This window comes from Prevotella pectinovora, from assembly GCF_000834015.1.
Taxonomy (GTDB): Bacteria; Bacteroidota; Bacteroidia; order Bacteroidales; family Bacteroidaceae; genus Prevotella; species Prevotella pectinovora.
This window is the reverse complement of sequence record NZ_JXQI01000021.1, coordinates 38206-54965: the sequence shown is the minus strand read 5'-3', so window position 1 is coordinate 54965 and position 16760 is coordinate 38206. Positions and strand designations below refer to the sequence as shown.

Genomic DNA, 16760 nt, shown 5'->3' with positions numbered 1-16760 from the left:
AGACACCTTATAAAAAACAAAAGACTGCAAGCAGTATATAAAAAAACAACAAACGGCCTAATGGCCGATTGGGGGGTATCTCCAAATCGGAGACCAAACTGATTGGGGCAAACGAATATCCAAAAACAAATGAATATACTAAATTCTACTCTCACGGCGTTGTTGCTGGCAACGGCTGTGGCCACCACACAAGCAAAGGAAAACGGCGTAGAAACGCCCGGAAACACTTCTGCCGGGATGTTTGTCACGCAATCCACTACAGGAACAAGTTCCTCATGGGGATGCCATCCATGGAAGGGGAAACGGGTGGCATATTTCGGAGATTCCATCACCGACCCTAACCACAAGGCGGCAAACAGGAAATACTGGAGTCTGCTGCAGGAATGGCTCGGCATCACGCCATACGTATATGCCGTGAGCGGACGGCAATGGAACGACATTCCGCGACAGGCTGACAAGCTCAAGGCGGAGCATGGCAACGAGTTCGACGCCATACTGATTTTCATCGGCACCAACGACTTCAATGCCGGGGTACCTGTCGGAGAATGGTTCACCGAGCAGGAAGAGGAGGTGATGGCTGGCATTCACGAGCAGAAACACTTGGTGAAGAGAATGCGCAAGAGGATGTGTATGACGGATTCCACTTATCGCGGAAGGATAAACATAGCGTTGGACAAGGTGAAGAGGATGTTCCCCGGCAAACAGGTGGTCCTGGTGACTCCGATACACCGTGCGGGATTCTATCTGAAAGACACCAACTGGCAGCCTACGGAGGAATATCGCAACAAATGTGGTGAATATGTGAGCAGCTACGTGGAGTCGGTGAAGGAGGCCGGCAACATCTGGAGTGTTCCGGTAATCGACATGAACGCCCTATCCGGACTCTATCCTTTGATGGACGAACAGGCTGAATTTTTCAACAACAGAGATACCGACCGTCTGCATCCCAACAACGAGGGACATCGCCGCATGGCACTAACGCTGATGTATCAGCTCGCCACCCTACCGGTGTTCTGACATAAACCCCAAACGGTCATTAGGCCATTTGGGGTTAAACTACTTGCTAACGACTTTCCACACTACAATCTACGGAACCCTCAATCACAGTCCTCTCTCCGCCCAGTCGCTGCGGTCGAGATTGCGGTAGCTGATGGCTTCGGCGAGATGGTCTGACTGCACGTTTTCACATCCTTCAAGATCGGCGATGGTACGGGCTACTTTCAGAATACGGTTGTATGCACGGGCTGACAAATTCAGACGCTCCATCGCCATACGCAGGAGGTTGATGCCTGTCTCGTCGGGTTCGGCATACTGGTGTATCATGCGCTCGGTCATCTGTGCGTTGCAATATACGCCAGGAATATCCTTGAAACGCTCTTCCTGACGGTGGCGCGCCTTGATGACACGGTCGCGGATGACAGAACTCGGTTCGCCGGGCTGTGCCTTGGAGATATCCTTGAAGGGCACGGGAGTGATTTCCACCTGGATGTCGATGCGGTCGAGAAGCGGACCGCTGATCTTGTTCATATATCGCTGTATCTGACCGGGGGTGCAGACACAATGGTGTGTGGGGTCGTTGAAATATCCGCACGGACAGGGGTTCATGCTCGCCACGAACATGAATGAGCAGGGATATTCTATGGTGTATTTCGAACGGGCTATTGTTATCTTGCGGTCTTCGAGCGGCTGACGCAACACCTCGAGCGTTGCCTTGTTGAACTCCGGCAGCTCGTCGGCAAAGAGCACACCGTTGTGAGCGAGAGATATCTCTCCCGGCTGCGGATTCATGCCGCCGCCAACGAGGGCGACCTGGGATATAGTGTGATGGGGCGACCGGAAGGGGCGCTGCGAGATGAGCGACATCCCTTTGCCGAGCTTTCCTGCCACGGAGTGTATCTGTGTGGTCTCCAAGCTCTCGGCAAGCGAGAGCGGAGGGAGGATAGAGGGCAGACGCTTTGCCATCATCGACTTTCCGCTTCCCGGCGGACCTATCATCACCATGTTGTGACCGCCGGCGGCAGCCACTTCCATGGCACGCTTCACGTTCTCCTGTCCGCGCACGTCGGCGAAATCGAGATCGAAATTAGACTGCTGTTCGTAGAATTCGCGCCTCGTGTCAATCCTCGTTGGTTCAAATTCTGCCGTGCCGTTGATGAAAGCGATTACATCGGCAAGACTGTCCATGCCATACACGTCGATATTGTTCACCACCGCCGCCTCACGGATGTTCTGGCGCGGCACGATGAGAGCCTTGAACTGCTCTTTCCTGGCACGGATGGCTATGGGCAGGGCACCGCGTACGGGCTGCAGCCTGCCGTCGAGACCAAGTTCTCCGACAAACATGTATTTGTCGAGATTCTCCGTCTCCACCTTCTCCATGGCGGCAAGGATACCTATCGCCAATGGCAGGTCGTAGCCACTGCCCTCCTTGCGAAGGTCGGCGGGAGCCATGTTCACCGTGATGTCGGCAACGGGGAATTTGTATCCGTTGTTGAGCAATGCCGCAACGATGCGGTCGTGGCTTTCCTTCACCGCCGTATCGGCGAGTCCTGACAGGTGGAACATGATTCCTCTGGTGAGGCTTATCTCTACCGTCACTGTGGTCACCTCAAGTCCGTTCACGGCGGCGCTGTATGTCTTTACGAGCATTAGTCTTCTGGTTTATGGGTAGTGAGTGTATTTATGTCTATTCTGTTGTATGCCTATCGGGGGCTTTGCATTATCTGAGATAACGTTCTATCTCGTCTATCGGCACGCTGCGTGCCACCACCTTGCCGTCGGCCCCCACGATGATGTTGTCGGGCACGGCATGCAGTCCGAGTTTCGAGAGAAGCTTGCTTTCAAAAAGCTGTTCGTCGCATACCGACGGATAAGTCAGCGATTCGTTCTTCATCACCCTGCTGCATATCTTGGCGCTGGCATCTACATTGATGCCCAGGGCAGCCACGCTGCCGCCGGCGTTGTTGATGACAGTGTTCACACGGCGCATCATGTTCTCGCTCTCGAAGCTCCACGAAGCCCATGTGAATATTATCGTTGTCTTGCCTCTGAATGTGGCATTGCTCACGGAATTGCCGTCGGTCGTAGTGGCATTGAATGCCGGCAGCATGTTTCCCTTGCATGAGGCGAGCAGCATGTCGATGTTGCGCTGCATCCTCACGAGTCCGCCGTTGTCAGGCTGGTTTATCAACGGAAGCAGCTCCTTGGCTTTCTTCACGTATTCGGTGTTTCCGCTGCATACGAAATATTTGTTCATCAGATATATTGCCACCTGCGACTTCGGATTGTCTTTGATGAAGGTCTCTGCCATCTTCACCGTTTCTGGCGGACTTGCAGATGCCACCGCCTGTCTGAAGTCGCTCATCAGCTCGTTGTCCTTTGTGCCGGTGGTTGTCATCTGCTTCAGGTGTGAGGCGTCCGCCTTTATGTCTACGCTCTTGCCGGGTTCGGCAAAGACGGGCTGCTCTGAGAAGTTGGGGAAGACGATCATCAGCGTTCCCTTCCTCTTGCATGGAATGTCGAGGGAGAATCGTCCGCCGTTCACCTTTATGGTGTCGATGCCGTTTGTCAGTCCGTCGTTGCTATACACATAGAGTTCTCCCTGGTTCATGTTTAGGAAGCGACCCTCAATGGTGAAGTATCCCTTTCTGCCGGAACAGGCAGTGAAGGCTATCGCCATGATGGTGATGAAGAAATAGAGTATGCGTTTCATTTTCTTGGAATAAAAAAAAGAGGAGGGTGTAGACAAACGATATGTTGCTTACATCCTCCTCTGTGTATGATCAGTTTATTATATTGTCATAGCGATGACCTTACTTGCTGACATTGATCAGCTCGAGGTCGTTTGCTGCGTATGAAGCCAGGCTTGGATCCTTCTGCAGCGCGCTCTTCAGATATGAAGAAGCAGCATCGTTGTTGCCCTGACGTGCGTTGGCGATAGCGAGCAGGTAGTCTGTCACGCCAGTCTTGTTCTTCACTCCGTTGAGAGTAGAGATAGCGCCAGCATAGTTCTTGTTCAGAATCTGTGCCAAAGCAGCGGTGTTGCTGTTCACTCCGTTGAAGTTCTGCTCAGCCTGTGCATATTTGCCGTTGGCGATGTTGAGAGCACCGAGAGCCTTGTTCAGGTCGTTGGCGCCGGTAGCCTTGGCGATGTGGTTCTGTGCCTCTGCGGTGTTACCCTCGAGCAGAGCTACAAGACCCTTGTTGGCATTAGCCTCGGCAGCGTCGCTCTTTGCGTTTACAGCCTTTTCGAGATATTCCTTGGCAGCGTCGTTGTTACCCTTTGCAAACTCCAGAGCGGCAACGTTGTTGAATGCTCTGTTGTCGTTAGGATAGATCTCTGCTGTCTTCTTGTAGATAGCCTCCTTCTTGTCAGCGTTGTCCTCAAGAGCTGCAGCATAGAGAAGCTCGTCGGCGCTGAGCTTGGTTGGGTCAGCATTGTACTGCTCCTTGATCTGGTCGTCGCTGCGTCCGATTGTCTCGTAGTTGATGATGAGACGTGAACGGCGCAACTCCGGCAGGATACCGTCAGCGAGCTCACGGAAACCGGCAGACATGTTTCTGATCTGCTGCTCGCGCTCCTGTGGGTCCTGATACATAGAGAGCACGCGGAGGATTACGTCCTTGTCCTGGAGGTTAGACGCTGCAACAAGCTTCTGGAATCCGTCCCAGTCCTGTGCTGTATATCTTGCATCCACATCGGTGTTCACCTTTGTCTTCTTCAGAGTCTGCTTGACATACTTCTCTGATGTGTTCTGACGCTTGCTTGCGAGCTTGTCGTTGAACTTCACGCCACCCTCTGGAGAAGCGTAAGCTGCAACTTCCACGTTCTTGATGTTGAGTCCCTCTTTGTCGCGGTTGATCTTCTTGAGCATCTGAACGAACTCCTTCACTGAGTTGTTCTTCATCTCGCTCTTGCGCAGGTTAGCCTGGTTGATGAGGAACTTGATTTCTGCCTCCTGCTTCTGAGCCTTCACTCTCTGGAATGAGTCTGGCGCGATGCAGGCACCGTCGCTGGCGAGTGTCTTCTTGTAGAACTCTGATGTTGAGATAACGCCTGTGGCTACCTTAACTTCAGGCACGTTTACTTTCTTCTTGCCTACGTAAGCGTCGAAGGTGAGATAGAGGTCGCTCTTCTGCATCTCCGGCACGTAGTCGAAGCTGGTGTTCATTGTGTAGTTTCCACCAACCTTATACTGGATTGTCTGGTTGTTGCCTGCCACTTTCTCTCCCTGGAAAGTAGCTCCGTTGCCCTTTGCTGTCTTGCCGTCGGCATAGCGCAGCTCTGGAGTTACGGTAACAACAGCCTTCTTCTTCATATACTTTTCCGGGAATTTGCCGTTGATTGTTGTTGGCACCTTACCTGCTTCTGTTTCGAGCGGGTTGGGATTAACACTAAAATTGTCAGCGCTCAATGCACCTAATTTAGATGAACATGAAGAAAGCGCGAGTAACGCTGCTGCTGACATGAACAATACTACATTCTTTTGCATACTGATAAAGATATAAAGAAAAGTGTTATAATTATAACGCTAAATGTGATATTAAATATGTGCCGCGAGCGGGACTCGAACCCGCACGGCCATTCCTGGCCAAGGGATTTTAAGTCCCTCGTGTCTACCAATTCCACCATTGCGGCATCTTCTGGAGCGGAAAACGGGACTCGGACCCGCGACCCCAACCTTGGCAAGGTTGTGCTCTACCAACTGAGCTATTTCCGCAAAAGCCTTGCAAAGATATAGGTATTTATCGAAATACACAAAAAACTAATCGCATTACCCCTGCTTATTTAGAGATTTTAACCCATTATTCAATAAAGTCACTTAACTTTCGCAAGTTTCAACTCGGAAACCATTGACAATACGATAAATAGACGTGGGCAACGGATTGGACAATTCCCAAACGGTCATTAACCGTCAAATGTAAATGTTTTATGAAGACAAAAAATATGGAGTTGCTCCAACGGCGAACCGCCTTCACAACTCCATATTATCTATAAAGGAGATTTTTATCTCTGCGATATTACTTTACGAGCACCTTCTGTGTTGTGCCGTCAGACATCTTCACGAGGTTGATGCCTTTTACAGGAGCAGAAACCTGACGTCCGTCCATTGTGTAGCGAGCTACCTCAACAGCGTTTACATCATTGGTCTTAACACCCTTCACTGCTGTTACCCATGTCGGGAGCTTAGCCTTGGCACCGTTGACGATCTTCTTTGTAGTTGGATCGATAACGAAAGCGATGATGTTGAGCTGGTCCTTGTCGATAGCCGGCAGGAGAGTCTTGTTTGTAACAGGCATCTGGAGCTGGTATGTACCATCCACTGTACCCTCTGCAGGAACCTTAACGTTAGCACACTTGTTGAGTGTACGAACATAAGAGCTTGCTACGAGCACTTCGTTGAATGCGGGATAGTAGTAGATTGGCTCGTTGTAAAGGAACTGCATATCCTCTGGGAGAGACTCGTATGTGAACTGGCCTGCCTTCTTTGAGAAGCCGTTTGTCTGTGACCAGAGATTGCCCTCGCCCTTCACGTTGTCTGCTGTAACAGCGAATACGAGCTGGTATTCCTTTTCAGTCTGTGCCTCAACAGTGGCTGTTGCGTTGATAGTACCGTCATCTTCAGCACCCCACTCACCCTTTACAGTAAGTGAAGCTGCAGGAATCTTGGTGAGAAGAGCTGCGATATCGTCGCAGATGCTTGTCTCTGAACCATAATATGGGTCTATCTGGCTTCCGTTGCGGTTGAGTTTGCAACCAGGAGCACCCTGCCAACTGAGGTTAGCCCAGTTAGCTGTGTACATTGGGTCTGAGCGGTCATACTGGTGGATACCGATACCGATGAACTGGTCGCCGAAGGTCTTGGCAGCCTTCTCCATACCAACAATACCACGTGGGCAGAACTGACATGTAGAACCTGTGTATTCCTCCATAACTACAACAGGCTTGAAATCCTTTGCCATTGTCTCGTTCTTGCTCTTGATAGAAGTAACGGCAGCAGCGTTCTCAACATTGTTCACCTTTGTGATGTTCAGAGTGAAATCGTATTTGCCAGGAGCGGCAGCGCCTTCAATCGGAACAGGAATCTTCACGATAGTCTCAATAGTGTTTGCTGCGAGATCAACAGTCTGCTCTGCAGATGTGACACCATTCTGAGTATATGTATAAGAGTAGCTGCTCAGAGAGCCGTTGCATACATTCTGGAAGAGAACCTCAACGTTCTTTGTCTTGCCTACTACAGTCTGGAATTCATCCAACTGAACTGGAGAGAGGAAGTTGCCAGCCGGCTGTCCCTCAACGATGAGCTGAATACAGATGTTACCGAAGTCAGCGCCGAAGTTATACCATCCCTCACCGTTACCGCCTTTACTTGCTGGAACGTCGGTATAAATATAAAGAGGATTTCCTGTTACGCCCTCGTTGATGAGAGAGAGAGGATAGCACTCACTTGTGAAATAACCACCCTGCTTATCAGCCTTCTGGTTGTACTGGAATCCTGCGTAGAGAGCGGTGTTGGCAGGAATAGTGTAAGGAGCATCGAACATCACTGTGTTCCAGCCCGCATTTGAAGAAGTAACGTCCTTGCTCAAGAGGACCTCATCGCCGAATCCTACGCCCTGGCTTGTGAACTCACAATCACCGAGCATCACTTTAGATACCAAGTTAGAAGCCAGGACGGCATATCTGATACCTACAACCTTCATACCCACGAAAGGCTTGAGGAAATCAGCACTCATTGCTGTGACTGCCTTACATCTCTCATAAGCTCCTAAATTAGCGATACCCAAACCAGGCTGACCGAAATTGTCTGATGAGTAATAACCGAGATAACGCTGACCGTCAGCAAGGGCTTTTCTTGGCGATGCCTTGACAGCCACCTTTGCAGGTGTAGCGTTGCGCTCCAGCTTCAATGCTCCATTCACCTGTGCAAAAGTGAATGTAGACATGAGAAGAGCAACCATAGAAAGTAAAACTTTTTTCATGTTCTATTAAATTTAATTGTTATTGAATATTTCCGGATGATTATTTTATAACAGTCTTCACTGTCTTGCCGTTAGAATACTTGATGAAGTTCAAGCCCTTCTGCAGGTTGTTGATCTGCTGACCGTTTGCATTGAAGAATGCTACTGCCTTCGCACCGTCGTTGGAAACGCCGTTGATGCTTGCAGGGTCATTGTAGATGAAGTTTACAGTGATCTTAGGACCGTTGGCTCTGAGGACCTTGGTAGGAACGAACTGACCCGGAGCAAGTGTCGCCTCATAAATCTTCAACTGGAAAGAAGCAGTGCAAGAACCATATGCCTCAGCATACCATTCTGTATTGAGACTGTGCTTTGCCTTTGCCTGGATAGGCTCTGAAGGATCGGTTGTAAATTCTTCAAGCTCAAACTTATTATAGCAGTTCGCAGGGAAGCAGCACATCAAAGAACCACTGCTCATTGCAGTAATATTAACCTGTGCAGCTGTATACACCGGCTCGTCTGTAAGATTCTCTACAAAGATTCCCGGCTTGATTTCAAAGCCTCCAGGGGTCTCCTCTGGATCTGTAGGAGCAAAGTTTACGGTTGCGCCGTCAGCGATTACATTGCCGTCAGCGTCAACAAACTGCAGGGTAGTGAGGTCTGTCTCCACCTCCTCTTCCTCCTGCGCATAGACTGTAGTGAAAGCCATGAGGCTCAAACCAGCCAACAAAAGGGTCTTAAATGATTTCATATTTTTCTTTTTTTGATTTTAATCGGTTTTGTATTTGAAGTGCCCTGAGCGACCTGTCGGCTCAAAGCATATATGGAAGTCCGGAATTTCCGGACTCCCTGAGGATAAATTACTTTGTCAACAATGACTGTGGCTTGATTGCCTTCTTGGTCACCTGCTCCACGTTGTGGTTGTCGGCACCGTTGACGAAAGCCACTACACTGACGTTATCGGCATTCCATTCCTCGGGCAGAGTGTAGGTGTAGCTCTTCTCGCTTTTCACGCCCTCTTTCACGGAGATTGCATCACCCCATGCGTCAGCGGTAACGTTGGCACGGAACACGTGGTTGTGGATATAGTCGTAGTTATATCCGCTCTGGTCCTTCTGATAAGCCTTCACACCATCTTCGAGCAGCCATACGGTGAGCTTGCCGTCGGTATTGCCGTCAGTGCCGTAAGCCTCAACGTTGATAGTGAGCTGACGAGAAGCCTCGTCATAAGTATTTGTCAAGTTGAGCGAAAGCTTGGCTTCCTTCTGCAGCTCAATAGCCACTGCTGCTCCCCACTTGGTATAGTCGGAGAGCACTACAGAACGGTTGATAGTAGCAGTAGGCTGTGTTGTCACGCCCCATGCGTTATAGTATGTATCAGCGATGTCGGTCTTGAGACCTACATATTTCTTGCTGCCCTTGAATCCGAGCGGACCGCTGTGCATACCAACAGCGATGATGTGATCCTCGCCATACTGCTTGAGGAGACCTTCGATGATTTCAGTTCCGTTAGGGCAGTAAACACAGTTCTGGCCTGTGAAGTCCTCGATGAGCACGGCACGGTTTACTGATGCAGGCTTAACGTATTCGAAGCGCTCGTTCTCGTCGATGTCAGAACATGCCGTGAAGAGAGCCGCAACGGCAACTACTGCCGAGCTATATAGAATATTCTTTAGTTTCATGAGATTTAGAAGTTATAGTTATACGACAATGTTACGCCCTTGCTTGCTGGCACATAGCGGCAGACGCCACCAGTACAGTTGAATCCGGCGCGTGTACGTCCGTAACCCACCTGCAGGCGATGTGCACCATAGTTGAATGTCACGGATCCCATATAATAGTGGTGCTTTGTCTCACCGGCATTGTAGAGGTCAGATACAGTGAACATCCAGTTTGGAAGTACAGAGAGCTCGAGCAGTCCGCTGATCCAGTCGCCCTGTGCGCCGTTTGAGTTCCACTTGAATATCTGATAGTCCTTGCCGTCAGAAGACTTCATATACTGAGCCTCACCGCGGAGAGTCATCTTGCGAGTCATCTTCCACTTGGCGTCAGCGATGAAGATGTGGTTGAGCACGTCGCCGACGTGTGCACCGTCTTCACGCTCGATTGCCGTGAGCACGTCGTTGTTGTAATACTGGTTCATATACATGAAGTTGAGCTTGAAGTCACGGCTGTACTTCTGCTCATACTGGATGTTGAAGTCGCGGTAGAACGACTTGCCTATCTTCCAGAATGCCGAACCATAACCATTTGAGCCATATCCGTATCCGTCATAGTGAGGACCCTTGCTGAAGTTCTTGTCGATGTCGAACACGTGAGAATAGTTGAGCTTGAAGCTTGGAGCGTATCTGCCCTTGAACTTGTATCCGATTTCTCCCTGGAAAGCCCACTCGCCGTCGGAGCGTGTGGCATAAGGATAGAGAGCTGCGAGGGTGTATGTCTGCTCCATTGTGAATGCAGGCAGGTTGTTGATGTTCGACGAGAGTCCTGTCACGCTGCGTGCGCTGCGGAATCCCATATTGTCAGAGCGCTTTGCCTGAGCCAGCACGCTGAATCCATTGCGTGAGTAAGAAGCAGAGAGCATTCCTACGCGGCCGGTGCGGTAGACATACTTGTTCTCGAATGATGGGTCCTGGGTCTTCCACGCATATTCGGCGAGGAACGAGAAGTCGCCTGTCTGCAGGTTGGCACGCACGTCGAATGCGTTTACCGTTGACGGGAACTTGAGCTTGTATGAAGCTCCGGGCACCATAACGTTGTCTTCGTCTGCCGACTCATACTTGTTCACCCATGATGCACCGAGTGTGAGGTATGTATTGTTTTCCTGGAAGCCACGGAACCACTGGTCGAGGCTGAGCTCCAGGTCACCGCCTGTCACCCATGCGTCGTTCCACTTCCAGTAGTGGCGCTGCTTTCCCGAGAGTGCCTTGATCTGAACTCCCTTTGCAGGGCGCAGCACGAGCTTGCCTCCGAGCAGCGAGTTGTCGATACCGAGACTTCTCTCCTCGTATGTGCGGAGGATGAAGCCCGAACCGAACTGCTCATAAAAAGTACCGAGCGTAAGGTCGAATTTGTCGAAGTGTGTCTTGATATAGAAGTTTGGCACGCCCCATCCCTTGAAGCTCTTGTCTGTGTCGGCATAACCTGGCAGCGGATGCTTTGTGAACTCGAAACGGAGTCCGGCATCGAGGTGGTTGCTACGTGCCGCAATATCGGCATAGGTATTAGTAAGAGCCCACTCGTTGTATTTCTTTGCCCCGATTTCGGTATCCTCCTGAGGAATGATGACATCGCTCTGGATACTACCGCTTACAACGAACTTGTCGTCGTTGTTCTCCTGTGCCGTCGCTGTTGTCGTGGCGGCGAGGGCTGCTGCGAGTGAGAAAAATAGAATTGGTCTCATTTGAGATTTGTCTTTTATAAGTTAATAAGGTATATAGAAGAAGCGCCCAGGCTTCTGCCATTGTCAAAAAAAAGGATTAAAAGCATCATGCCATGGAAATCCCTTCCATAACATAATGCTTATGAAATTTCTTTATTACTTGATGAGTTCTCTCACCTTCTCTATCAGCTCCTGCTCGGCACCCTCGGTGTAGCCGTTGTGCTTGAACACCACCTTGCCTTCACCGTCGCAGATGATAACGAACGGAATCATCTCGCCACCGAACGACTTGCGGAACTCGCTGTTGGAGTCGAGGAGTACCTCGTATGGCCATCCGTGCTGGTTAACGAGAGGCTTCACCTTGTTGGCGTTCTGTGCCTTGTCAATGGAAACGGCATAGAGCTTCACGCCAGTCTCTGCCACCCAGTCCTCGTAAACCTCGCCGATAGCGCTGAGCTCACGGTTGCATGGCTTGCACCATGTGGCAAAGAATGAGATGATAAACGGTTTTCCGTCGTTGCTGAGAGTAGAGGTGTCAACTGTCTTGCCCTCGATGTTCTTCAGCTTGAACGATGGAAGCTGTGCGCTCGCGTTCTCCACAACAGCGAAGAGGAGCATTGCCAAAACGAGCAGACTCTTGCTCATCTTGCTCAGATTCAATATACAATTCTTTCTCATGAGTATGATATTTAATCGATTATTAATAACATGTATTGTGTATTTCGTGGCAAAATTAATTTTTATATTGTTTACTCCCAAATAAAAAACAAGAAAAATAAAGAAAATGGCTCGATTATTTAACAAATGACGCAAATTTGGGGTTTGTTTCATTATTATGTGATATTTATACACTTATTATCATGACAACAAGTGCATCTTCATTGAATGGAAGAAGACACATGGCTAAAGTCGGCATTAACCGCGAAATCGGTCACCTGACGGAAATAGCTGATTGTCGGGAAACATGCTCTTTATATCAATATAAAAGAATACAGGAAATCATACATATAATATATAATGTGAAGGGGATATATAATGTAGAGGTGGGGTATATAATTAATGTGAGGAGGATATATATTGTGAGGGGGATATAAACACTACAATAAATCAAGACGGACTGATCATTACAGACTTGACTGCTTCGTATCCTCAATGGCATATCCATTCGTATTCTCGATGGCATATCCAGTGACTGCTGATGATTTGTAAAATTATATTCAATACTATAAAATTTCCTCCGAAACTGTCAGACCATCTGGTTTTCTTTATATCGGTTTGACATACAGACAGTTAGCGACCTGACAGTTGTTCTGAATTGTCTGGATGGTTTGAAAACTGTCTGACTCGCTATTACTCATTAAACCCAAAACGGTCATTAGGCCGTTTATTGTATTTTATATTTACTGCTTGCAGTCTTTTGTTTTTTATAAGGCGTCTTTTGCTTGTTTTTAATGAGTAATAGCTCGCTATTACTCATTAAAAGCCAAACAAAATCCACTCTTCTAAAAGAACAAAATCCAGGCAAGCCCTAATGACCGATTTGGGTTAAAAGCCAAACAAAATCCACTCTTCTAAAAAGCAAAATCCAGGCAAGCCCTAATGACCGATTGGGGTTAAAAATGGGCAAGGTGCTTGCCCAAGTGGGGCAAGGTGCTTTCACATGTGGGGCAAGCAGCTTGCCCCACTTGGGCAGAATTGATGCCATACGGATGCCCCAAAGTTCATGGTTTAGGAAGAGGCAGAAAACGACAATGGGAGACAAGGGCGATGCGACGATGACTTGTCGTTTTCTGCCCTTGTCCCCCACTGTGGATTATTCTGTCAGCCAGATGTGGCTGTTGTCTGGCGTGATTGTAGTCTGGCGTGTTGCGGTCAGGCGTGTTGCGGTCAGGCGTGGTTATGCCTCGCGCTGCTTTGTTCCCATACGTGCCTCCACCACGTTGATGACGTAGTCGGCAAGTTTCTCACACTCGCTCACGATATCCATATACATCGTACCGATGGCGTAGGTGTAGAGATGGTTGTTCACGTCGTTGATGTTCTGGCTCTTGAGCTGCGTACGGTAGTTGTTTATCTCGTTCTCTATGTTGAACGAACGGTTCACGTCGAGGTCGTAGCGTCTGCTGGAGAGCATCACGTTCATCTGTGTGAGACTGTCGTCGGTGAGCTCAAACATCTGGTGAAGATGGTCATACTGCTGCTCGGTGAAGTCCTCCTTGCCACGCAGTTTGCGGTTCAGCGTGCGTGCTATGTTGTAGCAGCTGTCGCCGATACTCTCTATCTCTGATATCTCACGTAGCATGGCGCGTATTTTCGCCTTCGTCTCGTCGCTGAGGTGTGAGTCGCTCACCTTGTCGAGATAGTTGGCAATCTCTATCTCCATATTGTCGGAGATGCCTTCATATTTCTCGATGCGTGTGAAGAGCTTCACGAAGTCGTTCTCGTTTTTCACTCCGAGCAGTTCTCTCACCATAGAGAACATACGCTGTATGCGCTCTGCAAACGACTGTATCTCCTTGCGTGCCTCGAGCACCGAAAGCTCCGGAGTGGCCATGAGGGTGTTGTCGCCGATGTAGCGCAGGCGGAAGTCGTCTTCGTCCTTCATGGCGTTTGGCTTGATGATGGTGCATACGAGTTTTTCCATCTGTGGTATGAACCATATCAGCACTGCCGTGTTGCACACGTTGAAGGTGGTGTGGAAGGCGGCGAGCACCACAGAGAGGCGTGAGGCGTCGATGTGGCCTGAATGCGGGTCAACGCCCACGAATCCGCATACCATATCTATGAAGGGATAGAATATGCAGAGCACCCACAACACTCCGAACACGTTGAACGAGAGGTGTGCCATGGCGGCACGCCTTGCCTGGGTGTTGGCTCCCATCGCCGCGATGTTTGAGGTGATGGTGGTACCGATGTTCTCACCGAGCACGAGGGCTATACCCATATATATCGGCAGCACACCGCTGGAGCAGAGCACCATGGTGATGGCCATGAGGGCTGCCGACGACTGCATGCAGAATGTGAGTATCGTTCCCAATCCGAGGAACGCGAATATGGTGAGGTAGCTGTCTTTGTCGAACGACGAGAAGAATTCTATTACCGACTGGTTGTGACTGAGGTCCATTTCCTTGCCAGTGGCGCCGAGGGTGGAAATGGCGAAAAACATAAAAGCGACGCCGAACAGGAAGTCACCTACATAACGGTGCTTCTTTCTGTATATCAACAGGAGTGCTATGAAGAACACGGGGAACACCACGTTCGCCATATTGAACGAGAATCCCAGTGTCATGATCCATGCCGTGAACGTGGTACCGATATTGGCTCCCATAATCACCGATATGGCTTGGGCGAGTGTGAGGAGACCGGCGTTGACAAAGGATACTGTCATCACGGTGGTGGCAGTGGACGACTGCACAGACGCTGTTACGAACATACCGGTTATCAGTCCGGTAAAACGGTTTTTGGTCATGGTGCCGAGGATGTGGCGCAACTGCGAACCGGCCATCTTCTGCAAGGCTTCGCTCATGACCTTCATGCCATAGATGAGCAGAGCCAATGATCCAATGATCTTAAAAATAATCCAAATCGACATATTTTAAATTTATTTATGATGCTGACGCGCATTAATGTCGCAGAAAGGGAGTAACTTTACAAACGTGAATCCCTAAAAATGTAACACTTATGAAACAAGTAGTACAAATCCGTTGCAAAAATAATAAAAAAGTTTTAAACTCTGCAATCGGAAGCACACTTTCTGAAATTTATGACGCTTCTGGCCTCGATATGAAATACGGTCCGGTTAGTGCAAAGGTGAACAACAAGGTTGAAGGACTCAACTTCAGGGTGTACCACAACAAGGACGTGGAATATCTCGACCTCACCTCGCCTTCAGGACAGCGGACATATACCCGAACCCTCTTCATGGTGCTCTGCAAGGCGGTGCACGACCTCTATCCCGAAGGCAACGTATGGATAGACATTCCGGTGTCTAACGGCTACTACTGCGACCTCATCATCGGCGAGGAAGTGACGGAGCAGGTGGCAGCAAGAATCAGACAGCGCATGCAGGAAATTATCGACGCCAAACTGCCGCTGCGCCGCCACGAATGCACCACGGAGGAGGCGATAAAGGTATTCGAGGGCAGGGAGTCGAAGGTGAAACTGCTCAGAAGCACCGGTTCGCTATACACCACCTATTATGATATAGACGGATACAAGGACTACTACTACGGTTCGCTGCTCACCAACACGTCGCAGCTGAAACTCTTCGGACTGGAGAAATATTTCGACGGACTGCTGCTGCGCATACCGTCGCTCAAAGACCCGGGACAGCTCGGCGAACTGATACACCAGGACAAGATGTTCGATATCTTCAAGGAGCACCACCACTGGCAGGACATACTCGGTCTGCGCACCATCGGCGACCTGAACGAGGCTGTGGACAAAGGTATGACCACCGACCTCATAAACCTCTCTGAGGCTCTGCAGGAGAAGAAGATAGCGCATATCGCCGACGAGATAGCCGCAAGGAAGAAGGTGAAGATGGTGCTCATCGCCGGACCGTCGTCGAGCGGAAAGACAACATCGTGCAAACGACTCTCAATACAGCTCCTCACCAACGGCATAAAACCTATCGCCATATCACTCGACGACTATTTCGTTGACCGTGAGCACACACCGAAGGACGAGAATGGCGAATACGACTACGAGAGTCTCTACGCCCTCAACATCCCGCTGCTCAACCAACAGATGAACGACCTATTCAACGGCAAGGAGATAGAGCTGCCGAAATACAACTTCCAGACGGGACGCAGCGAGAAGAGCGGCAAGAAACTGAAGATGCACGAGAACGACGTGCTCGTGGTGGAAGGCATACATGCACTGAACCCGGAACTGACGGCACAGATTCCCGACGAACAGATATTCCGTGTCTATGCCTCAGCATTCACCACCATATTGCTCGACAGCCACAACTATGTACCTACCACCGACAACCGTCTGCTCCGACGCATCATCCGCGACTACAAATACCGCGGCGTGAACGCCATGGAGACAATACACCGCTGGCCTTCGGTGAGGGCTGGCGAGAACAAATGGATATTCCCGTTCCAGGAGAATGCCGACGCCATGTTCAACACGGCGATGATCTTTGAGCTGGCGGTGATAAAGCAGCAGGCGGTGCCGCTGCTTGAGCAGGTGCCTGAGAACTGTGACGAATACAGTGAGGCATACAGGCTGCTGAAGTTCCTGAAATACATCAAGCCTATCACAAACCGCCAGGTACCGCCCACTTCGCTGCTCAGGGAGTTCCTCGGCGGAAGCTCTTTCAAATATTGATGAGGGGCAATCCATCCTGACCTCCGAAGAGGGAAGGGAGCGATTTGTCTTTAAACTCAAATCGGTCATAAGGCATTGC

Annotated in this window: 11 protein-coding genes and 2 tRNA genes; 2 read left to right on the top strand and 11 right to left on the bottom strand. The window is 49.8% G+C overall.

Going from position 1 to position 16760, the window contains the following annotated elements; translation table 11 throughout:
* Window positions 1–237 precede the first annotated feature (237 nt).
* A complete protein-coding gene (locus ST42_RS02250) occupies window positions 238–1017 on the top strand; it encodes an SGNH/GDSL hydrolase family protein (protein WP_044072174.1) in 780 nt (259 codons plus the stop codon).
* A gap of 84 nt (window positions 1018–1101) precedes the next feature.
* Here ST42_RS02250 and ST42_RS02245 read toward each other — a convergent pair whose 3' ends face one another.
* The 11 genes from ST42_RS02245 to ST42_RS02190 all read right to left on the bottom strand — a co-directional run bounded on the left by ST42_RS02245 (window position 1102) and on the right by ST42_RS02190 (window position 14936).
* Complete coding sequence (locus tag ST42_RS02245) at window positions 1102–2649, bottom strand: YifB family Mg chelatase-like AAA ATPase (protein ID WP_044072102.1); 1548 nt, start codon at window positions 2647–2649, stop codon at window positions 1102–1104.
* Between the two features lie 70 nt (window positions 2650–2719).
* Entirely contained in the window at window positions 2720–3712 is a 993-nt protein-coding gene (locus ST42_RS02240) for a TlpA disulfide reductase family protein (protein WP_042520288.1), read from the bottom strand.
* A gap of 100 nt (window positions 3713–3812) precedes the next feature.
* Window positions 3813–5492 (bottom strand): tetratricopeptide repeat protein, encoded by a 1680-nt coding sequence (locus ST42_RS02235; RefSeq protein ID WP_042520289.1) that lies wholly within the window; start codon window positions 5490–5492, stop codon window positions 3813–3815.
* 60 nt (window positions 5493–5552) lie between these two features.
* Window positions 5553–5638: transfer RNA gene (locus ST42_RS02230), tRNA-Leu, on the bottom strand.
* A gap of 6 nt (window positions 5639–5644) precedes the next feature.
* Window positions 5645–5720 (bottom strand) — tRNA-Gly (locus tag ST42_RS02225).
* Window positions 5721–6021: 301 nt separating this feature from the next.
* Complete coding sequence (locus ST42_RS02220; protein ID WP_156139275.1) at window positions 6022–7983, bottom strand: hypothetical protein; 1962 nt, start codon at window positions 7981–7983, stop codon at window positions 6022–6024.
* 40 nt (window positions 7984–8023) lie between these two features.
* Window positions 8024–8713: a hypothetical protein gene (locus ST42_RS02215; protein WP_156139274.1), complete on the bottom strand. Its 690-nt coding sequence runs from the start codon at window positions 8711–8713 to the stop codon at window positions 8024–8026.
* A gap of 109 nt (window positions 8714–8822) precedes the next feature.
* Window positions 8823–9644 (bottom strand): Omp28 family outer membrane lipoprotein, encoded by an 822-nt coding sequence (locus ST42_RS02210; RefSeq protein ID WP_022316108.1) that lies wholly within the window; start codon window positions 9642–9644, stop codon window positions 8823–8825.
* Between the two features lie 5 nt (window positions 9645–9649).
* Window positions 9650–11365, bottom strand: coding sequence for a DUF6029 family protein (locus tag ST42_RS02205; RefSeq protein ID WP_044072099.1), 1716 nt, complete (start codon window positions 11363–11365; stop codon window positions 9650–9652).
* 135 nt (window positions 11366–11500) lie between these two features.
* Window positions 11501–11989 carry a TlpA family protein disulfide reductase gene (locus ST42_RS02200; protein ID WP_042520312.1) on the bottom strand — a complete coding sequence of 163 codons (489 nt, stop codon included), beginning with the start codon at window positions 11987–11989 and terminating at the stop codon, window positions 11501–11503.
* Window positions 11990–13241: 1252 nt separating this feature from the next.
* Window positions 13242–14936 (bottom strand): Na/Pi cotransporter family protein, encoded by a 1695-nt coding sequence (locus ST42_RS02190; RefSeq protein WP_022316111.1) that lies wholly within the window; start codon window positions 14934–14936, stop codon window positions 13242–13244.
* Window positions 14937–15025: 89 nt separating this feature from the next.
* Between ST42_RS02190 and ST42_RS02185 the strand changes: the two genes are divergently transcribed.
* The gene (locus ST42_RS02185) at window positions 15026–16681 is read left to right on the top strand and encodes a nucleoside kinase (RefSeq protein ID WP_044065219.1); all 1656 of its coding nucleotides are present in this window, start codon (window positions 15026–15028) and stop codon (window positions 16679–16681) included.
* The last annotated feature ends 79 nt before the right edge of the window (window positions 16682–16760 follow it).